Below are 20,417 nucleotides of genomic sequence, written 5' to 3'. Positions count from 1 at the left end.
CATGCGCGCACTCCTCGGAACCACCGTCCTCGCCGAAGCCCCCGAATCGGAGCTCATCAAGATCGAGGGCAACTGGTACTTCCCGCCGTCGAGCCTCAACCGCGAGCGCTTCGTCGAGACCGACACCCAGTACCACTGCCCGTGGAAGGGCGACGCCCAGTACTGGGGCGTCACCGACGGCGGCGAGGTCAAGCCCGATGTGGCCTGGTCGTACCCGACCCCGTATCCGACCGCGTTCGACCGCGTCGGCAAGGACTTCTCCGGCTACGTCGCCTTCGGGAACGAGGTCCAGGTCGTCGACTGATGGCCGACTGGGGCGACCGCCCGCAGCCGCCTGAGCGCGGTGGGGAGCGCGAGACGATCGAGGGTTTCCTCGATCTGCAGCGCGCGAGCATCGTCTGGAAGGCGCGCGGACTCACCGACGAGCTCGCGGCCAAGCGGCTGCTGCCGAGCATCACGACGGTCTCGGGCGTCATCCGACACCTCGCCGATGTCGAGCGCAGCTGGTTCCGCGAGGACATGGACGGGCAGTCGGACGTCCCAGCGCGGTGGACCGACGACGATCCCGACGGCGAATGGCGCGTCACGGCCGAGGACAGCCTGGCCGAGATCATCGCCGACTACGAGGCGGCCTGTGCGGAGTCCCGCGAGGTGGCGTCGCGGTATCAGCTCGACGACGTCTGCCTCGGCAACGACCAGCGGTTCACACTGCGGTGGATCGAGCTCCACATGATCGAGGAGACGGCCCGGCATCTCGGGCACGTCGACGTCCTCCGCGAACAGCTCGACGGCCGCACGGGCGAGTAGCGCCGCGGCCGTCGAGCGAGCCGAGCGTCAGTCGACCACGAGCGCTGCTCGGTCGCGTCCCCGTGAGACGCGGACGACCACGGTGACGACGGCTACCACGACCGCGACGATCAGCGCCGTGACCCCCGCTTCGGTCGACAGCAGTTCACCGGTGAAGCGGCCCACGGCCACCCACGCCAGCCCCCAGCAGAGCGACAGCATGGGGGCGATGCGCCCACGTCCGACGACCGCGAGCAGGATCCCGACCGCGCCGGCGACCGCGAGGACGATGATCGCCCAGACACCGGCGGCCGGGCCGTCCGCGCTCCCGATCCCGGATCCGACGAGCGCCGCGGTGATGTTCGCCGCCGTCGCGACGCACACCCACCCGAGGTAGAGGCCCATCGTGCCGTCCGTGATGATGGCGTCGACCATCCCGGCCGGCCTGGTGCGGAGCACGATGACGAAGATGCGGGCCAGGACACCCAGGAGGGCGACGATCACGAACACGCTGAGGATCAGGAAGCCCGCCTGCACCACGAGGATCCACGCCGCGTTCAGCAACAGGCTCGCCACGACCCAGTAGCCGAGACGACGGTGCCGCTCGCGGGTCGTCTGCGAGGGCAGGAACTGCCAGACCGCATAGGCGACGAGCCCGAGGTAGATGACGCTCCAGATGGAGAACGCAGGTCCGTCCGGTGCGATCGGCGTCGACGAGGCGCTCAACGCGCCGTTCGCCGCGTTCTGGACCTGCGTGCCCCCGGCGGCTCCCGACCCGATGTAGGAGCCGATGATCGCGAGGACCGCGCTGACGGCGACGGCGATCTGCCGGACGCGGTCCGCGGTGGTGGGTGAGTCGATGCCGGTCATGACGCGTGCCTCCAGAATTGTGCAGCTAGCTGATCAATTCAGCGTACGCCACCGTCGGGCACCTCGCGGGGGCTTGCGCCGACGCCGCGGATCAGCCTGCTCAGAGGAGCTTCCGCAGCGTCCGCAGGTTTCGCGTGGTGACGTACGGTTTGAACCGGGCCTTCGAGGACTCCTTCGCGAAGGCGGTGTCGGTGCTCGACCCCTTCGGGACCTCCCAGTAGAGGACGCCGTCGCCGGGTGCGACGCGGTCGGGCTGCTCCCCGGCTGCCGCCGAGAACGCGAACAGTGCGTCGAGCGAGCTCTGTTCGGAGGAGAACATGACGTACGGCTGGACCTCGTCGGCCTCCGTCCAGGGGTAGGCGTCGACGATGTCGGCGAGTGCGTGCTGATGCGTGAGCACGATCCACGCCTCGTAGCCGAAGGCCTCCGCGAGCGCCCGCTCGATTCGCCGTTTCAGCGCGCCGCGTGCATCGTGCGCCGTCTCGCCGGGCTCGTGCTCCGGGTCGTCGAAGACGACGTTGCCGCTCGCGAGGACGGTGCGGACTCCCGTGAACCCGGCCGATCGGAACACCTCGGCGAGGTCCGCGGAGCGGATCGTGACGCCGCCGACGTTGACCCCGCGCAGGAGTGCGATCCAGCTGTCGGCGGGAACCGCGGTGCTGGTCATGACCCGATGCCCGGCTCGGGCTGGGTGGAGCCGTCGAACGCGGCCGCCCGACGCCGCATGGCCGGCGTGACCTCCCGGTGCACCCAGCTGAGGAGGAAGCGTTCGTCCCAGGAACGCGAGCACTTGCCACACGAGGTTGCCCGGCTCGGGCGCCGATGCCGGTAGAGGACATGGCCCGAGGGGCAGGTGCCGACCCACGGGGCGAGTTCGTCGGCCGTCTGGCCCTCGTGGAGACGCGAGCCCTCGTAGCCGATCTCCTCGGCGACCTTGCGCCACTTGGGTCCGTGCCCGGCGCGCGCCCCGGCGAGGGCGTGCGCGACCTCGTGGAGGAGGATCTGGTGGATCTCGTCGTCGTCGTAGCGTGCAGCGAGATAGCGCGAGACGGTGATGCGCTTCGTCGTGAAGTTGCACAGGCCGGCGCGTCGCTTGGCGTTGTCGAAGCCGAAGGTCCAGACCGTCGGGTCGAGGTGCAGCACGATGAGCGCCTGTGCCCACGCCGTGACCCGACTGAGTTCTGCCATGCCTGGATGGTACTCCCGGCGACCGACACCGGACCGCAGGAGCGGGACGACCCTCCGGTGTGGCGGTCGCCCTCAGCGGGCCGCGAGCGGGGCGAGGGGGAGTTCGACGATCCGGTCGTCCTCGGTTCCGGGCGAGCCCCGGCCGTCGGTGTTGTTCGTGAGGATCCAGGCGGTCCCCGGCGGGCCGGCGACGACGTCGCGGATCCGTCCGAACTCGCCGACGAGGTAGGGCACCGCGTCGATCACGCCCACGAGCGCGCTGCTCCCCGCCGGGACGTGCACGCCGTCGGTGATGCCGTACAGGCGCTCGCCGCGGAGCGAGGCCATGAAGATCGTGTCGTCGATGATCGCGAGACCGCTCGGGCTCGCGTCCTCCGTGGCCCACTGCGCGACCGGGTCGATCATGCCCTGGGCTCCGGCGATGCCCTCGGCGACCGGCCAGCCGTAGTTCCCACCGGGGGTGATCCGGTTGAGCTCGTCCCAGGTGTTCTGGCCGAATTCGCTCGCCCACAGGCCGCCGTCGCGATCCCACGCGATGCCCTGCGGGTTGCGATGGCCGAGGGAGTGGACGGGCGACCCCGGGAAGGGGTTGTCGCCCGGTACCGCGCCGTCGGGCGTGAGCCGCAGGATCTTCCCGCCGAGGCTGCTCACGTCCTGGGCCAGGCTCCGGTCACCGGCGTCACCCGTGGTGGCGTAGAGCATGCCGTCCGGTCCGAACGCGATGCGTCCGCCGTTGTGGTTCCCGGCCCGGGGGATGCCGACGAGGACCTCCTCGACGCCGCCGAGCGCGTACGACCCTGCCGCTCCCGTGAGCGGGAACCGCACGATCCGGTTGTCGGACGACGTCGTCAGGTAGGCGTAGAGCCAGGTTCCCGCGGTCTCCGATCCCGCCGGCGTGAGGGCGGCGAGCCCGAGCAGCCCGCCCTCGCCTCCCGCGGCCACCCCGGGGACCACGCCGACCTGCCGCACCGCGCCGCCGCTGACGACCTCGAGGATATCGCCCGCGTCGCGCTGGCTCACCAGCGTGCTGCCCGAGACGAGTCGGACCATCGACCAGGGCGCGTCCAGGCCGCCGACGACCGTGGTGGCCTCACCGGTCGGGGCGACCGGCCCGGTGGGAACCGCGGATGTGGGCGTCGATGCGGACGCACTCGGCGCGGGGGAGGGGGAAAGGGAGGCCGTACCCGGTGATCGTGGCTCCCCGTCGGTGCAGGCCACGAGCGCCAGGGCGGTGGCGGCGAGCAGGGTGGTGAGCGAGGCGGGCGCACGCAGGCCCCGTCGTCGCGGCGTCTGCGTGGTGGCCATGGTCAGCCCTTCGTCTGGAAGATGCCCTGGGCGGGGTTCGGGGAGGGGACGGCGGTCGTGTCCGTGACGACCTGTGCCCCCGCGATGAAGGCGCGCAGCTCGGCGCCAGCCACCGCCTTGGCGGGGTGGGGTCCGGCCGCGAGGAGCCTCGGCAGGAAGTCGAGTGGGAGCGCGGTGTTCGAACCGACGAGGACGACGTTCCCGAAGCGGCGGCCTTTGAGGATCTGCGTCTCCGCGAGGGCGGCGACGTGTGACACGGAGTCGGCGAGCGTCGCGGCCTGTCCGCGGGCGAAGGCGAGTCCGCGGCCGTCGGCGACGTTCACGACGATGACGCCGGTCGGCGACAGCAGCTCGACCGCCGAGGCGTAGAACTCCGTGCTCGTGACGTGGGCCGGCGTGTTGGCGCCGCTGAAGATGTCGACGACGACGAGGTCGACGGTGCCCCGGAGCCCCGGCGGCAGCTTCGCGACGATCTCGCGGGCGTCGCCGTAGCGGACGCGGATCTGGGCGCGCTTCGACCAGGGGAGGTGCTCGCGCACGAGATCGATGAGTTCGCGCTCGAGCTCGACGACCTGCTGCCGCGAGCCCGGCCTCGTCGCCTCGACGTAGCGGGGGAGGGTGAGCGCGCCGGCGCCGAGGTGTACCGCCGTGATCGGCTGACCGGGATCGGCGATCTCGTCGATGATGTGACCGATGCGCTGGATGTACTCGAAGAAGAGCTCCTCGGGCTGATCGAGGTTGACGTGCGACTGCGGCGTGCCGTCGACCACCAGCTGATAGGTGCCCGGCACGAAGCGGTCGGCCTCGATCCTGGCCAGGTATCCGCTGACGCCGAGTCGTACCTGTGCCTCGTCCATACCCCCACCCTAGACTTTCCCGCAGGCGTGGGAGGCGGAGCGGAAGGGGTGCGGCCGTGGCGCAGGTGGACCTCAACAGCGACCTCGGCGAGGTCTGGCGCGGCGTGCCGACCGCCGACGACGACGCCATGTTCGCCCTCATCACGAGCGCGAACGTCGCCTGCGGCTTCCACGCCGGGGACGACGCGTCCATGCGCGACGCCGTCCGCCGCTCGACGGCCCACGGGGTGTCGTTGGGAGCCCACCCCTCCTACCGGGACGAGGCGGGCTTCGGGCGCCGCGACCAGGACGTACCCGCCGAGGTGCTCGAAGCGGAGGTCTTGGAGCAGCTCCGCGCCCTGCAGCGAGCGGTCGACGAGGTCGGCGAAGCCGACGGGACCGCCGTGGGGCTCGCCTACGTGAAGCCGCACGGCGCCCTCTACAACCGGATCGCGCACGACCGGGTCCAGGCGCGGGCGGTCGTCCGCGCGGTGGTCACGGCCTCCGAAGAGCTCGGGCGACCACTTCCCGTGCTCGGGATGCCCGGCTCCGTGATCGGACGCGAGACCCTCGCCGCCGGGCTCCGCTTCGTCGCTGAAGCCTTCGTCGACCGCGGCTACCGCTCCGACGGTTCGCTCGTCCCGCGTGATACCCCCGGGGCACTGGTCACCGATGAGACGGCCGCCGCCCGCCGCGCCGTCTCCCTCGTCCTCGACCGACGCATCACCAGTGTCGACGGTGCCGGCGTCGAACTCGACGCGGTCTCGCTCTGCGTGCACGGCGACACCCCGGGAGCCGTGTCGCTCGCCACGGCGGTCAGGACCGCCCTGCTGGACGCCGGCGTCGCACTGGTCGCGCCGTGGTGAACACGGACACCTCATCGGGACCCGTGCTCCGAGCGATGGGGGAGGAGGCCGTACTCCTCGAACTCGGATCGCTCGAGGACGTGCTGCTCGTGCACCGGGCGCTCGCCGCGTCGCGCCCGGCGGGGCTGGTCGACCTCGTCCCGGCCGCCCGGACCGTGCTCGCCGTGACGGACGCGCGGGGTCCGGCGCTCGCCGCGGTGGGGACCTGGTTGCTCGCGACCGCTGAACGGGCGCTCGCACCCGGCGCGGGAGGCTCGGCGGTCGCTGTCGAGGAGGAGCTGGCGCGGCCGGACGTCGTCATCCACGTCCGCTACGACGGACCGGACCTCCGCGAGACCGCGGAGCTGCTCGGCATGGAGGCAGCGGATCTCATCGCCTGGCACACCGCTCGCGCATGGACCGTCGCCTTCAGCGGCTTCGCGCCGGGATTTGCCTACCTCGTCCCGGAACGGGAGGACGAGATGATCGGCCGGCCACTCGAGATCCCGCGCCTGAGTGTGCCGCGGACGACCGTCCCCGCGGGTTCGGTGGCGCTCGCCGGAACGTTCAGCGGCGTCTATCCGCGTGCCTCCCCGGGCGGGTGGCGCATCATCGGGACGACCGACGCCGTCCTGTGGGAAGATGCAGCGGACCCGCCCGCCCTTCTCGTCCCCGGCGGCCGGGTGCGCTTCGTGCAGGTCGCCGCATGATGGGCGGGACGCTGCTCGTGGAGGCGGCGGGACCGGCGACCACCGTGCAGGACCTGGGTCGACCTGGGGCCGCGGCCCTCGGGGTCAGCCCGTCCGGCGCGCTCGACCGCGGCGCCCTGCGCCTCGCCAACCGTCTCGTCGGCAACCCGGAGGGCCGTGCGGCGCTCGAGGTCGTCCTGGGCCCGTTCGTGGCCGTCGCCGAGGTCGACCTCTGGATCGCCGTGACCGGTGCGTGGGGTCCGATCACCGTCGACGGCAGGCGGTCCGACGGGCACCGCGCCGTCCGCGTACAGGCCGGCTCCCGGCTCGAACTCGGCGCGGCGACCCACGGGCTCCGGTACGTCCTCGCCGTCCGCGGCGGCTTCGACGGCCCGCGGCTCCTCGGCTCGCGGTCGACGGACACCCTGGCCGGCCTCGGCCCGGCACCGGTCGTCGCCGGCGATCGACTCCCGGTCCTCCCCACCCCGCGCCGCCGCGTCCCTCCGCTCGACATCGCCCCGTGGACGCGGCCCGACGCCGGGGAGCGTCTCGTGCGGATCTCGCCGGGGCCCCGCCGGGACTGGTTCGACGACGCCTCCCTGCGGCGCCTCGTCGAGCAGCCGTGGACCATGACGGCCGACGCCGATCGCATCGGGATGCGCCTCGACGGGCCGCCGCTCGAGCGACTCGATCCCGGTCGGGAACTGCCGAGCGAGGGCATGGTCGCCGGGGCGGTCCAGGTGCCGCCGAGCGGTCTGCCGACGATCCTGTCGGCCGACCACCCGGTCACCGGCGGGTATCCGGTCATCGCGGTCGTGCGTGCCGCGGACCGAGACTTCCTGGCGCAACTCCGGCCCGGTCAGCGTCTGCGGTTCAGCACGGGTTGACGGGAACACCGGGGGCGACGCGGCGGTTATACCGGAAAGTCGAAAACTCGTCAAGGAAAGAGTAGACACGCCGAAGATTCCGGCATATAGTTGTTCTTTGCGCTCCCAGAATCTCTATGCCTTCATATTGCGGTCGGCTGGTGTGCGGGTCCAACCCGCCACATGTTCTCTTTCTGGTGAGTAACTCCACTGACGACCAGTAACTCGGCCCCCAACAGGCCTCCGGAGGTTATCCCCTTGGCTGCTGCGCGCAACGCAACCACCAACTCACCCAAGAACGGCCGCGGAGCATCCCGCCTCTCGTTCGCGAAGATCACCGACACGCTCACGGTTCCAGACCTCCTGGCTCTGCAGACCGAGAGCTTCGACTGGCTGGTCGGCAACGACGTGTGGAAGGCACGCGTCGCAGAAGCCACCCAGGCCGGCCGACAGGACCTGCCCACGAAGAGCGGCCTCGACGAGATCTTCGAGGAGATCTCGCCCATCGAGGACCTCGGCGAGACGATGCAGCTCTCCTTCGCCAACCCGTACCTCGAGCCCGAGAAGTACTCCATCGACGAGTGCAAGGAGCGCGGCAAGACGTACGCGGCCCCGCTCTACGTCGAGGCCGAGTTCATGAACCACCTCACCGGTGAGATCAAGACGCAGACGGTCTTCATGGGCGACTTCCCGCTCATGACCGAGCGCGGTACCTTCATCATCAACGGCACCGAGCGTGTCGTCGTCTCGCAGCTCGTCCGCAGCCCGGGCGTGTACTTCGAGTCGGCTCAGGAGAAGACCTCCGACAAGGACATCTTCTCCGCTCGCGTCATCCCGAGCCGCGGTGCCTGGCTCGAGTTCGAGATCGACAAGCGCGACCAGGTCGGCGTCCGCATCGACCGCAAGCGCAAGCAGTCCGTCACCGTGTTCCTCAAGGCGCTCGGCATGACGAGCGAGGAGATCCTCGAGGAGTTCAAGGGCTACGAGTCGATCGAGCTCACCCTCGAGAAGGACACGATCCTCACCAAGGAGGACGCGCTCCGCGACATCTACCGCAAGCTCCGTCCGGGCGAGCAGGTCGCTGCCGAGGCCGCGCGTGCGCTCCTCGACAACTTCTACTTCAACTCGAAGCGCTACGACCTCGCGAAGGTCGGCCGGTACAAGATCAACAACAAGCTCGGTCTCGACAAGCCGCTCAGCGACTCCGTCCTGACGACCGACGACATCGTCGCCACGATCAAGTACCTCGTCGCCCTGCACCGCGGAACGGCCACCCTCCCGGGTGTCCGCAACGGCAAGCCCGTCGACCTCCGTCTCGACACGGACGACATCGACAACTTCGGCAACCGTCGCATCCGCGCCGTCGGCGAGCTCATCCAGAACCAGGTCCGCACCGGTCTGTCCCGCATGGAGCGCGTCGTCCGCGAGCGCATGACCACGCAGGACATCGAGGCCATCACGCCGCAGACCCTGATCAACGTGCGCCCCGTCGTCGCCGCGATCAAGGAGTTCTTCGGGACCTCGCAGCTGTCGCAGTTCATGGACCAGAACAACCCGCTCGCGGGTCTGACCCACAAGCGTCGCCTCTCGGCGCTCGGCCCCGGTGGTCTGTCGCGTGAGCGTGCAGGCGTCGAGGTGCGAGACGTCCACCCGTCGCACTACGGCCGCATGTGCCCGATCGAGACCCCGGAAGGCCCGAACATCGGCCTCATCGGTTCGCTCGCATCGTTCGCGCGGATCAACTCGTTCGGTTTCATCGAGACCCCGTACCGTCGCGTCGTCGACGGCCGGGTCACCGAGGACATCGACTACCTGACCGCGATGGAAGAGGACAACTACATCGTCGCGCAGGCCAACGCTCCGCTGAAGAGCGACGGCCACTTCCAGGAGGACCGCGTCCTCGCCCGGAAGAAGGGCGGCGAGGTCGACCTCATCCCGTCCGAGGAGATCGGCTACATGGACGTCTCCCCGCGCCAGATGGTGTCGGTCGCGACCTCCCTCATCCCGTTCCTCGAGCACGACGACGCGAACCGCGCACTCATGGGTGCCAACATGCAGCGTCAGGCCGTCCCGCTCCTCATGTCGGACTCGCCGCTCGTCGGTACCGGTATGGAGGGCTACGCAGCCATCGACGCGGGTGACGTCGTCACCGCCGACAAGGCCGGCGTCGTCCAGGAGGTGTCGGCCGAGTCCGTCACCATCCAGCTCGACGAGGGTGGCACGCAGACCTACTACCTGCGCAAGTTCGACCGCTCCAACCAGGGCACGAGCTACAACAACCGCGTCATCGTCTCCGAGGGTGCACGCATCGAGGCCGGCGAGGTCATCGCCGACGGCCCCGCCACGGAGAACGGCGAGCTCGCGCTCGGCAAGAACCTCCTCGTCGCCTTCATGACGTGGGAGGGTCACAACTTCGAGGACGCGATCATCCTCAGCCAGAACCTGGTGAAGGACGACGTCCTCTCCTCGATCCACATCGAGGAGTACGAGGTCGACGCCCGCGACACCAAGCTCGGCAAGGAGGAGATCACCCGTGATCTCCCGAACGTCAGCCCGGAGCTGCTGAAGGACCTCGACGAGCGCGGCATCATCCGCATCGGTGCCGAGGTCCGCCCCGGCGACATCCTCGTCGGCAAGGTCACGCCGAAGGGTGAGACCGAGCTCTCCGCCGAGGAGCGCCTGCTCCGCGCCATCTTCAACGAGAAGAGCCGCGAAGTCCGCGACACCTCGCTGAAGGTCCCGCACGGTGAAGCCGGCACGATCATCGCCGTCAAGGTGTTCGACGCACAGGACGGCGACGACGAGCTCGGCTCGGGCGTCAACCAGCGTGTGGTCGTCTACATCGCCCAGAAGCGCAAGATCACCGAGGGCGACAAGCTCGCCGGCCGTCACGGCAACAAGGGTGTCATCGCGAAGATCCTGCCCGTCGAGGACATGCCGTTCCTCGAGGACGGCACGCCGGTCGACGTCATCCTCAACCCGCTCGGCATCCCCGGTCGAATGAACTTCGGTCAGGTCCTCGAGATCCACCTGGGGTGGATCGCGAAGCAGGGCTGGAACGTCGAGGGCAAGCCCAGCTGGGCCAAGAAGCTCCCGGCTGCCGCGCACTCGGCCGAGCCGAACACCAAGGTCGCGACCCCGGTGTTCGACGGCGCCTCCGAGGAGGAGATCGCCGGTCTGCTCGACTCGACCAACGTCACCCGCGACGGCGACCGCCTCATCGGTTCCTCCGGAAAGGCCCGTCTGTTCGACGGCCGCTCCGGCGAACCGTTCCCGGCACCGGTCTCGGTCGGCTACATGTACATCCTCAAGCTGCACCACCTCGTGGACGACAAGATCCACGCGCGTTCGACGGGTCCGTACTCGATGATCACGCAGCAGCCGCTCGGTGGTAAGGCTCAGTTCGGTGGACAGCGCTTCGGTGAGATGGAGGTCTGGGCCCTCGAGGCCTATGGAGCCGCGTACGCGCTCCAGGAGCTCCTGACCATCAAGTCCGACGACATCCTCGGCCGCGTCAAGGTGTACGAGGCCATCGTCAAGGGCGAGAACATCCAGGAGCCGGGTATCCCCGAGAGCTTCAAGGTGCTCATCAAGGAGATGCAGTCGCTGTGCTTGAACGTCGAGGTCCTCTCGGCCGACGGCACCGCGGTGAGCCTGCGCGACACCGACGACGACGCGTTCCGCGCCGCCGAGGAGCTCGGGATCAACATTTCCTCCAGGTTCGAGTCGTCGTCCATCGACGAGATCTAAGCCTGACCACTGTAGAGACTGACGAAACCTTTCATAGGAGATACATTGCTCGACGTCACAACTTTTGACGAGCTTCGCATTGGTCTGGCCACCGCAGACGACATCCGTGCCTGGTCGCACGGAGAGGTCAAGAAGCCCGAGACCATCAACTACCGCACCCTCAAGCCCGAGAAGGACGGTCTGTTCGGTGAGCAGATCTTCGGTCCTTCCCGCGACTGGGAGTGTGCCTGCGGCAAGTACAAGCGGGTCCGCTTCAAGGGCATCGTGTGCGAGCGCTGCGGTGTCGAGGTCACGAAGTCGTCGGTGCGCCGTGAGCGCATGGGCCACATCGAACTCGCCGCCCCGGTCACGCACATCTGGTACTTCAAGGGTGTCCCCTCGCGCCTCGGCTACCTGCTGGACATGGCGCCCAAGGACCTCGAGAAGGTCATCTACTTTGCGGCCTACATGGTCATCGATGTGGACGAGGACGCACGTCACCAGGACATGCCCGGCCTTGAGAACGAGCTCCGTCTCGAGATCAAGACCCTCGGCGACCAGCGCGACTCGCGCATCGCAGACCGCCTGAAGAAGCTCGAGGACGACCTCGTCGCCCTCGAGGAGGAAGGCGCCAAGAGCGAGCAGAAGCGCCGCACCAAGGACGCCGCCGAGAAGGAGATGAGCCAGACCCGCAAGTCCTACGACGAGCAGATCGCTCACCTCGAGCGCGTCTGGGAGGACTTCCGCAACCTCAAGGTCGGCGACCTCAAGCCCGAGGACTCCGTGTTCCACGAGCTGCAGGACCGCTTCGGCCTGTACTTCGAGGCCTACATGGGTGCCGAGGCGGTCAAGAAGCGCCTGCTGTCCTTCGACCTCGCGGCCGAGTCCGAGCTGCTCCACCACCAGATCGCGGAGGGCAAGGGTCAGAAGAAGATCCGCGCCATCAAGCGTCTGCGCGTGGTCAACTCGTTCCTCATCACCGGCAACTCGCCGGCGGCGATGGTCCTCGACGTGGTCCCGGTCATCCCGCCGGAGCTCCGCCCGATGGTGCAGCTCGACGGTGGCCGCTTCGCGACCTCCGACCTCAACGACCTCTACCGTCGTGTGATCAACCGCAACAACCGTCTGCGTCGTCTGCTCGACCTCGGGGCTCCCGAGATCATCGTCAACAACGAGAAGCGGATGCTGCAGGAGGCCGTCGACGCACTGTTCGACAACGGTCGTCGTGGTCGCCCCGTCACCGGTACCGGCAACCGTGCCCTGAAGTCCCTCAGCGACATGCTGAAGGGCAAGCAGGGTCGATTCCGCCAGAACCTGCTCGGCAAGCGCGTCGACTACTCGGGCCGTTCGGTCATCATCGTCGGCCCGCAGCTGAAGCTGCACCAGTGTGGTCTGCCCAAGCAGATGGCGCTGGAGCTCTTCAAGCCGTTCGTCATCAAGCGCCTGATCGACCTGAGCCACGCTCAGAACATCAAGGCCGCGAAGCGCATGGTCGAGCGCAGCCGTCCCGAGGTCTGGGACGTGCTGGAGGAGATCATCCGCGAGCGTCCCGTGCTGCTGAACCGTGCGCCGACGCTGCACCGTCTCGGCATCCAGGCGTTCGAGCCTCAGCTCGTCGAGGGCAAGGCCATCCAGCTGCACCCGCTCGTCTGCGCCGCGTTCAACGCGGACTTCGACGGCGACCAGATGGCTGTCCACCTCCCGCTCTCCGTCGAGGCCCAGGCCGAGGCGCGCATCCTGATGCTCGCGTCGAACAACATCCTGAAGCCGTCCGACGGCCGTCCGGTCACCCTGCCCACGCAGGACATGATCATCGGTCTCCACCACCTGACCACCCTCAAGGAGGGTGTCGAGGGTGAGGGCCGTGCCTTCTCGTCCGTCGCCGAGGCCATCCTCGCGAAGGACCAGGGCTCGCTCGACCTCAACGCCAAGGTGCGCATCCGTCTGACCGACGTGACGTTCGCCGAGGGCACGGGTCCTGAGGGCTACGAGGGCTCGGGTGTCGCACTCGTCGAGACGACCCTCGGTCGCGCACTCTTCAACGAGGCGCTGCCGGCGGACTACCCCTACGTGGAAGACGTGGCGGACAAGGGCAAGCTGTCCTCGATCGTCAACGACCTCGCGGAGCGGTACCCGAAGACGGTCGTCGCGGCCACGCTCGACAACATCAAGGACGCCGGTTTCCACTGGGCGACGCGTTCCGGTGTGACCGTTGCGCTCAGCGACGTCCTGACCCCGCCGAACAAGCGCGAGATCGTGCAGGGCTACGAGAAGCAGGCCGCCAAGGTCCAGAGCCAGTTCGACAAGGGTCTGACCACGGATGCCGAGCGTCGTCAGGAGCTCATCAAGATCTGGACGGAGGCCACCGAGAAGGTCGCCGAGGCCATGCGCGCGAACTTCCCGGCGGACAACACCATCAACCGCATGGTGTCGTCGGGTGCTCGTGGTAACTGGCTGCAGATCCGCAACATCGCGGGTATGCGAGGCCTGGTGAACAACCCGAAGGGTGAGATCATCCCTCGCCCGATCATCTCCTCCTACCGTGAGGGCCTGTCGGTCGCGGAGTACTTCATCGCGACCCACGGTGCTCGTAAGGGTCTGGCCGACACGGCGCTCCGTACCGCCGACTCGGGATACCTCACGCGTCGTCTCGTCGACGTCTCGCAGGATGTCATCATCCGCGAAGACGACTGCGGCACGACCAAGGGTCTCGAGCTCGCGATCGCGAACGTCGACAGCTCCGGTGAGCTCGTGCGCGACCCGAACGTGGAGAACTCCGTGTTCGCCCGTTCGCTGGCCGCTGCTGCGGTGGGCCCGAAGGGTGAGGTCGTCGCCGAGGCCGGCGAGGACGTCGGTGACGTGCTCATCGACAAGCTCGTCTCCGCGGGTGTCGAGAACATCAAGGTGCGCTCGGTCCTGACCTGCGAGTCGACCGTCGGTGTGTGTGCAGCCTGCTACGGCCGCTCGCTCGCCACGGGCAAGCTCGTCGACATCGGCGAGGCCGTCGGCATCATCGCGGCCCAGTCGATCGGTGAGCCCGGTACCCAGCTGACGATGCGTACCTTCCACACGGGTGGTTCGGCATCGGCGGACGACATCACGCAGGGTCTGCCTCGCGTGCAGGAGCTGTTCGAGGCTCGTACCCCCAAGGGTGCGACCCCGATCGCCGAGGCCGCCGGTCGCATCACGATCGACGAGAACGACAAGGCTCGTAAGGTCATCCTGACGCCCGACAACGGCGACGAGCCGGTCGTCTACCCGGTGCTGAAGCGTGCGGTCCTCCTCGTCGAGGACGGACAGCACGTCGAGCTCGGTCAGAAGATCCACGTCGGTGCGGTCGACCCCAAGGAGGTTCTGCGCGTGCAGGGCGTCCGCGAGGTCCAGAAGCACCTCGTCGGTGGCGTCCAGGGCGTGTACCGCTCGCAGGGTGTCCCGATCCACGACAAGCACATCGAGGTCATCGTGCGCCAGATGCTGCGGAAGGTGACCGTGGTCGACCACGGCGACACCGACCTGCTGCCCGGCGAGCTCGTCGACCGCCTGCGCTATGCCGAGCTCAACCGCTCGGCCGTGTCGGAGGGTCGTCGCACCGCATCGGCTCGCCAGGAGGTCATGGGTATCACCAAGGCGTCCCTCGCGACCGAGTCGTGGCTGTCGGCCGCTTCCTTCCAGGAGACCACGCGTGTCCTCACGCAGGCCGCGATGGAAGGCAAGAGCGACCCGCTGGTCGGCCTCAAGGAGAACGTCATCATCGGTAAGCTCATCCCGGCCGGTACCGGCCTGGCGCGTTACCGCAACGTGACGGTCGAGGCCACCGAGGAGGCGAAGGCGGAGCGTTACCCGAACCGCATCTTCGGTGAGGACGGCGCGTTCAACGAGTCCGACCTGAGCTTCGTCGACTTCGACAGCTTCAGCTCCGACGACTTCACCCCGGGTAACTACAACTAGGGCTGAACGACTCACCCGGAGGGCCCGTCCCGATCGTTTCTCGATCGGGACGGGCCCTCCGTCGTTCGTTCGCCCATTCCTGGGCGAACAAGCGCTCGTTTGCCCAGGAATGGGCGAACGAATCGAGTACCGGTGAGTTGTGTGGCGGGTCTCCGCACGACATGCTGGTCCGATGAGTGATCAGCCCGAGCAGCCCACCGGCCAGTTCCAGCCGCTCGAGCCGGACGCGACTCCGGCGCAGCCAGACGTCCGCTACGGTGCTCCGGCACCCCGGCGGAAGCGCAATCGCGTGGTCATCGGTTTGAGCGTGCTCGCCGGTGTGCTGGCGATCGCGCTCGTCGTGGTCATCGGGCTCCTGGTCGTCGGCCCGGGCGGTACCCCTGCCGCCGACTCGACCCGTACACCGAGTGCGACGGCGACCGCCGGCTCCTCTCCTGCTCCGACCGCGACCGACGCCGCGGAGACGCCCGCGGCGCCGGTGCGTCCGACCGAGTGCACGCAACTCTTCCCGGCCGGCTACATCGACTCACTGACCTCGGACGGCTTCCTCGCGTTGAATCCGGAGTGGTCACTGCCGGAACTCGCCACCGACTTCTTCGGTTCGAACGACAGCGCACTCGTGGCCGTGATCTCCTCGAACACCGACCGTCTGAACTGTGCCCTGGTGAAGGCGAGCGGTGGCGGCGACGTCGGCATCACCACCAACGTCCTCTCCATCGACGCTGCGACCCAGGCGTCGGTGGTCGCGCGCATGAACGAGGCCGGTTTCACCTGTTCCGAGGAGACCGGAGGCACGATGTGCTTCACCGAGGTCTCGGAGGACGCCGGGACGTACGGCGAACGTCACTTCGTGCGGGACGGCACGTGGATCGCCACGAGATGGTCGAACACGACCATCAGCGGCTGGACACAGGCGATCGTCTCGACGCTCTTCCCTGCCTGACGGCCGGGCGACCGTTCTCAGGAAGTGCACGGCGCGCCGCGCAACCACGGGCTGGAGACGCCGCCGGACTCCTGAGAAAGGGTCGGAGAACGGTGGCTAGGCGATGCTCCAGTAGTACACGGAGGCGCCGGGGTGGATGACGGTGATCGCCTCGTCCACGGTGCGGTAGTCGGTGTCGTCGGTGTGTCCCGCGTAGTACACCTGGGTGCCGGCGTCGGTGGTCTCGACCTTCGACACGATGCCCGTGTGGTCGCGGTCCCCGCTGTTGTCCCAGTCGAACTGCACGATGTCACCGACCTTGACCTGGTCGCGCTGCGTGTCGTCGAGAGCGGTGGCGAGGTCGGGGTGCTCCTCGACGTAGTTCATGAAGAACGTCGAGCTGACCCAGGCCTTCGAGAAGTCGAAGTCGTCACCGGTCCCCTCGGCCCACCAGTCCTCGTCCATCGTCCACCCGCGTTCCAGCAGACTCTGGCTGGCGAAGTTCGCGCAGTCGGTGTCGACCAGGGAGCCGTATTCAGCCAGGTTGTAGTCGTTCCAGTGCGTGAACACGTAGGCCATCTGCGCGTCGACGGGGCTCGTGATGTCGTAGCTGTAGCTCAGCGCATCACCGTCGACCCGGAGATCGTCCGCGTAGACGGCGATGCCGACGTCGGCAGGGGAGAAGCCGGTGGCTGCCGGCACGGCGACGGTCACCTCGGTGCTCGTCGCCGACAGGATCCGGGCTTCCTCCTCGCCGAACACGACGCGGGTCACGCCGTCCACGTCGACACCGCTCACGGTCAGGGTGCTCCCGCCTGCGACGGATCCGGTCGTGGCGGAGATCGCGGTGACCGCCGTGGCGTTGACCGTGGAGGCCGGGACCGTGGACGTCGTCCCGCCCAGAGCCTGCGCGGCCGGCTCGGATCCGGTCGCGTCGGAGTGCTGCAGCGCGATCGGGGTGATCACCGCGGTGGCGAGGAGGAGGACGGCTCCGGCAGTGGTGCCGGCGACCACGCGTCGCGCGCGCAGGGGGAGGGCGCGGTAGCGGGAGGAGAGCCGCCTGAAGGGGGAGCGGGAATCGACGTGACGGTCGTGGGGGAGTTGCTCGGGCATGGGGCCTTTCCGGGGGATACGCCATGGGGGATCGGCGTCGCGGGATCGGCAGTGATCCGACAGATGGCTGTTCGAGCTCCCACCCAACCGCACGGAGCTGAGGGGACCGTTTCCTCCGGATATGAATCGGACCTGAATCGGGTCGACGGGAGTGAGCGAGTCCCGGCGAGGTTGCCGGGCATCCGCGTCCCGGCTTGCTACCGTGGCGAGCGGAGCGCCGTGAGGGCGCTCCTGAACTGGCTTCCGCCGAAGGAGTACGCGATGAGCACCCAGAACCCCGAGCCCGGATCGCCCACCGACCCGAGCACTCCGGCGGCTGCCCAGACCGCGTCTGGCTCCGCGCGTCCCACGACCGCGGCCGAACAGCCCGCGGCCGAGCGGCCCGTGGCCGAGCGGGACATCCTCTCCGAGGACACCGTGCAGCAGGACACCATCACCACGGCGGACGGCGTCGGGGCGGACCCGGTCGTCGACGACCGCCGGGTCGCAGACCGCGCCGACACGGCCTCGGACGCCGGGGTGCGCGAGACGCGTCCCTACCAGCCGCACACGCCGCAGCGCGCGTACTCGAACATCGACTTCGACGATGACGACACCGCCGGTACCCCGACCTCGACCTCGACCACCCGGCAGGCCGACACCGGTGCCCACCCGTACCCCGCGGCAGCCTACGAGCCGGTCGCCCGCTCCGGCGCGACCGCGACCGCCACCGCCGCAGAGACCGAGCAGCAGCAGGCCTTCCCGCTGTACGTCCAGGCGCCGTCCGAGCCGGAGGTCCGCGGCAACCGCGGCTTCGGCATCCTCATCGGTCTCCTCGGTACCATCATCTTCGCCGGCCTCTACGCGGCCGCTGTCGCGGGCCTTCAGCTGGTGCTGGAAGGCGACGGCACGTTCGTCGAGAACCTCATCCAGATCGCCACCAGCTGGCCGTTCCTCATGGCCGCCGCAGGCTTCTTCCTGGCCTGGGTCGTCACCGCGACCATCGTGAACCGTTCCGGCTGGGTGCACTGGGTGCTCGGCGGCTTCATCATCGGCCTGGTCGTCTTCCTCGCGTGGGTCGGCGGGTTCCTGATCCAGGAGCGCGCGTGGACGCTCAGCATCGACGAGATCCTCGCCGAGGTCACCGGTGTCGCCTTCACCTTCGGGCCGGTCCTCGCCTTCGTCGTCGCCCGTGAGATCCCCGTCTGGCTCGGTGGTTGGATCGCGGCACGCGGACGCAAGGTGCGCGAGGCGAACCTCGAGGCCCGCGCCGAGTACGAGCGCGTCCTCGAAGCCGGACCGACGACCGCCCGCTGAGCATGACCGGTGACGCGGACGGAGCACGTGGCCCCTGGTGGGTCGCCCCGTTCGCAGCGGTCACCTACGTGGCGCTCGTCGTCTGCGCCTTCGGGTTCATCAGCCTGCTGGCGGACCTCGACGTCGTGACCGACCGGGACGCCGGCCCGCTGACCGGTCCGCTCATGGTCGTGGTCGCCACGATCGTGGTCCTCTGGGCGATCATCCGTGAGACGCGCCGCACACCGCTGCGCGTCTCGGTCGGCTCCGCGGTCCTCGCGGGGCTCCTCGCCTGGCTCGCCTACGGGGTGAGCGGCGGCGTGTTCGACGCGATCGCCAGCCGGGACGGAGCGGACGCCGCCGCCTTCGCGGTGACGACGCTGACCGGACCGTTCTCGGTCACCGTGGGTGTGCTCGCGCTCGTCATCGTCCTCGCGGCCGCCGCTGTCGCGACCTCGTCGACCGGGCGGCGCCCGACCCCGCGCTGGCCCTGGGAGCACGACGCGCGGTGAGCCGATGCGACGTCCACCCGGGGCCGCTCGCGAGGTGCGCCGCCCGTCCCTCCCCACGAGGGCGACGGCGTAGGCGATAATCGATCCGTTGCCGTCGTCGGCCGACGGCGCTTGGGGAGGAACCACCGATGAGATCACCCGACCTGACCGACACCGGTCTGGATCTCGACCTCGCGGGGACCGCCGACGACGTCGTCGCCCTTGTCCAACGTGCGGTCGCCGCCTCCGGTGAGGATGCTCAGCAGACCAGGCACTACGTCGCGATCGACGGTGGGACGAGCGCGGACATCCGGTTGCGGGTCGTCTCGGTCGACGACCCCGCGCCACAGCTCGCGTTCGCGATCACGACCGCCCCGTCCGCACGCGGTACGGCGGCGGCGACCTTCATCATGCAGCACGGCGTCCAGAAGCGCCGGCGTCAGCGCTCGTTGCTCGGACAGGAGCCGTTCCTGAGCTTCCTGCGCGCGCTCGCCGAGCTGGTCTCGGAGTCCGATCCCGGCGCGTCCGCCACCCTGCGCGTGCACGGCACGCGCACCGAGCTCGCTCCGCGTCCGGCGGAAGCACCGACCAGCGCCGACGCTGGGCCTGCGGCGACACTCGCGAACATGCCCGTCATGGGCGGAGCGGTCTCCGCGGGCTGGTCTCAGACGGTGACCGACGCGTCGACCCCGTCCCCTGCCACGGCTCCCGACGTCGCGATCCCGAGGGATGCCGATCCGGCGCCGGCCTCCGACACACCGGCAGCCGAGCCTCCGGCCCCCGAACCCGCCGTTCCCGAGGCACCGGTGATCGGGGTCCCGACTCCCGCCACAGGGGCTCCCGAACCACAGTCGACCCCGTCGAGTTCCGCGCCCGTGTCGTCGCCGGTCGTCGTCGAGCCACCGACTCCTGCAGCACCGCTCCGTGAGCCGCAGGCAGCGCCCGCCCAGACGCGCGCTCCGGCCGCGTCGACGTCCTCCGTCCCGCCCGAGCTGCAGATCACCGTGCCCCCGGGGCTGATCGCCGGCGCTCCGATCGCCCCGGAAGCGCCCGACGCGCCCGCCGGTGCCTCAACGCGCGCCACCGAGCAGGCGCCGGTCCATGCCGACCTCGGCGCGACGGTCGTCTCCGCATCGCTGCGAGCGGGGGACTTCGCGCTCGAGCTGCCCGACGGCGAGCGCATCCCGCTCCGCGGGCCGATCCTGCTCGGACGCAACCCTGCGGCGCGGCCCGAACAGCCCGACGCCGAGCTGCGCTCGCTCGTCGACCCGCGCATGTCCGTCTCGAAGACGCACACGGTCGTCGTACCCGGACGACGGTCGCTCCGCGTGACGGACCTGCACTCCACGAACGGCACGACGATCACGGACGCGTCCGGCGCGGTCACCGTCTGCCAGCCGGGCGAGGCCTACGTCGCGGAAGCCGGGTCGACCATCGGGATCGGCGAGTTCCCGATCCGCGTCGTCGTCGGCTGACGGGCCTCCGGGGCATGGGGAGTGCTCCCCATCGTCGTCACCCGCGCTCTCGGTTACGCTGAACGACGTACCCGCTGAG

Annotated in this window: 17 protein-coding genes; 11 read left to right on the top strand and 6 right to left on the bottom strand. The window is 69.2% G+C overall.

Features of this window, described 5'->3' with window-relative positions:
• Position 1 precedes the first annotated feature (1 nt).
• Complete coding sequence (locus RWN05_RS12005) at positions 2-304, top strand: DUF427 domain-containing protein (protein WP_064296381.1); 303 nt, start codon at positions 2-4, stop codon at positions 302-304.
• Complete coding sequence (locus RWN05_RS12000) at positions 304-807, top strand: DinB family protein (protein ID WP_079001661.1); 504 nt, start codon at positions 304-306, stop codon at positions 805-807. The genes RWN05_RS12005 and RWN05_RS12000 overlap by 1 nt, the downstream gene beginning before the upstream one ends.
• Positions 808-834: 27 nt before the next feature.
• Here the strand turns inward: RWN05_RS12000 and RWN05_RS11995 are convergent, their stop codons facing one another.
• The 5 genes from RWN05_RS11995 to RWN05_RS11975 form a co-directional block, all read right to left on the bottom strand.
• Positions 835-1,656 (bottom strand): TspO/MBR family protein, encoded by an 822-nt coding sequence (locus RWN05_RS11995; RefSeq protein WP_079001663.1) that lies wholly within the window; start codon positions 1,654-1,656, stop codon positions 835-837.
• A gap of 100 nt (positions 1,657-1,756) precedes the next feature.
• Positions 1,757-2,323 carry a DUF1697 domain-containing protein gene (locus RWN05_RS11990; protein ID WP_167620438.1) on the bottom strand — a complete coding sequence of 189 codons (567 nt, stop codon included), beginning with the start codon at positions 2,321-2,323 and terminating at the stop codon, positions 1,757-1,759.
• A complete protein-coding gene (locus tag RWN05_RS11985) occupies positions 2,320-2,844 on the bottom strand; it encodes a SprT-like domain-containing protein (protein WP_079001664.1) in 525 nt (174 codons plus the stop codon). The genes RWN05_RS11990 and RWN05_RS11985 overlap by 4 nt, the downstream gene beginning before the upstream one ends.
• Positions 2,845-2,916: 72 nt before the next feature.
• Positions 2,917-4,149 (bottom strand): sorbosone dehydrogenase family protein, encoded by a 1,233-nt coding sequence (locus RWN05_RS11980; RefSeq protein ID WP_079001666.1) that lies wholly within the window; start codon positions 4,147-4,149, stop codon positions 2,917-2,919.
• Between the two features lie 2 nt (positions 4,150-4,151).
• Positions 4,152-5,006 (bottom strand): spermidine synthase, encoded by an 855-nt coding sequence (locus tag RWN05_RS11975; protein WP_071259566.1) that lies wholly within the window; start codon positions 5,004-5,006, stop codon positions 4,152-4,154.
• 56 nt (positions 5,007-5,062) lie between these two features.
• Here RWN05_RS11975 and RWN05_RS11970 point away from each other — a divergent pair, with 56 nt between their 5' ends.
• The 6 genes from RWN05_RS11970 to RWN05_RS11945 all read left to right on the top strand — a co-directional run bounded on the left by RWN05_RS11970 (position 5,063) and on the right by RWN05_RS11945 (position 16,005).
• Positions 5,063-5,851: a LamB/YcsF family protein gene (locus RWN05_RS11970; protein WP_079001668.1), complete on the top strand. Its 789-nt coding sequence runs from the start codon at positions 5,063-5,065 to the stop codon at positions 5,849-5,851.
• Positions 5,845-6,540: an allophanate hydrolase subunit 1 gene (locus RWN05_RS11965; protein WP_240555695.1), complete on the top strand. Its 696-nt coding sequence runs from the start codon at positions 5,845-5,847 to the stop codon at positions 6,538-6,540. Before RWN05_RS11970 ends, RWN05_RS11965 begins: the two co-directional genes overlap by 7 nt.
• Entirely contained in the window at positions 6,537-7,406 is an 870-nt protein-coding gene (locus RWN05_RS11960) for a biotin-dependent carboxyltransferase family protein (RefSeq protein ID WP_314139682.1), read from the top strand. Before RWN05_RS11965 ends, RWN05_RS11960 begins: the two co-directional genes overlap by 4 nt.
• 237 nt (positions 7,407-7,643) lie before the next feature.
• Positions 7,644-11,135, top strand: a complete 3,492-nt coding sequence (gene rpoB / locus RWN05_RS11955) for a DNA-directed RNA polymerase subunit beta (RefSeq protein WP_064296731.1) — start codon at positions 7,644-7,646, stop codon at positions 11,133-11,135.
• Between the two features lie 45 nt (positions 11,136-11,180).
• On the top strand, positions 11,181-15,062 hold the full coding sequence (locus RWN05_RS11950; RefSeq protein ID WP_064296730.1) for a DNA-directed RNA polymerase subunit beta': 3,882 nt from the start codon (positions 11,181-11,183) through the stop codon (positions 15,060-15,062).
• Positions 15,063-15,234: 172 nt separating this feature from the next.
• A complete protein-coding gene (locus RWN05_RS11945) occupies positions 15,235-16,005 on the top strand; it encodes a hypothetical protein (RefSeq protein WP_079001675.1) in 771 nt (256 codons plus the stop codon).
• A gap of 96 nt (positions 16,006-16,101) precedes the next feature.
• Here the strand turns inward: RWN05_RS11945 and RWN05_RS11940 are convergent, their stop codons facing one another.
• On the bottom strand, positions 16,102-17,097 hold the full coding sequence (locus RWN05_RS11940; protein ID WP_314139681.1) for an amidase domain-containing protein: 996 nt from the start codon (positions 17,095-17,097) through the stop codon (positions 16,102-16,104).
• Between the two features lie 261 nt (positions 17,098-17,358).
• On the opposite strand from RWN05_RS11940, the gene RWN05_RS11935 reads away from it, so the two are divergent.
• The 3 genes from RWN05_RS11935 to RWN05_RS11925 all read left to right on the top strand — a co-directional run bounded on the left by RWN05_RS11935 (position 17,359) and on the right by RWN05_RS11925 (position 20,338).
• Positions 17,359-18,393 (top strand): hypothetical protein, encoded by a 1,035-nt coding sequence (locus tag RWN05_RS11935; RefSeq protein ID WP_314139679.1) that lies wholly within the window; start codon positions 17,359-17,361, stop codon positions 18,391-18,393.
• 2 nt (positions 18,394-18,395) lie between these two features.
• Positions 18,396-18,884 carry a DUF6121 family protein gene (locus RWN05_RS11930; RefSeq protein ID WP_079001681.1) on the top strand — a complete coding sequence of 163 codons (489 nt, stop codon included), beginning with the start codon at positions 18,396-18,398 and terminating at the stop codon, positions 18,882-18,884.
• A 128-nt stretch (positions 18,885-19,012) separates the two neighbouring features.
• Positions 19,013-20,338 (top strand): hypothetical protein, encoded by a 1,326-nt coding sequence (locus RWN05_RS11925; RefSeq protein WP_314139678.1) that lies wholly within the window; start codon positions 19,013-19,015, stop codon positions 20,336-20,338.
• Positions 20,339-20,417 lie beyond the last annotated feature (79 nt).

Source organism: uncultured Plantibacter sp., assembly GCF_963518075.1.
GTDB lineage: Bacteria > Actinomycetota > Actinomycetes > Actinomycetales > Microbacteriaceae > Plantibacter > Plantibacter flavus_A.
This window is presented reverse-complemented; position numbering and strand designations above follow the sequence as displayed.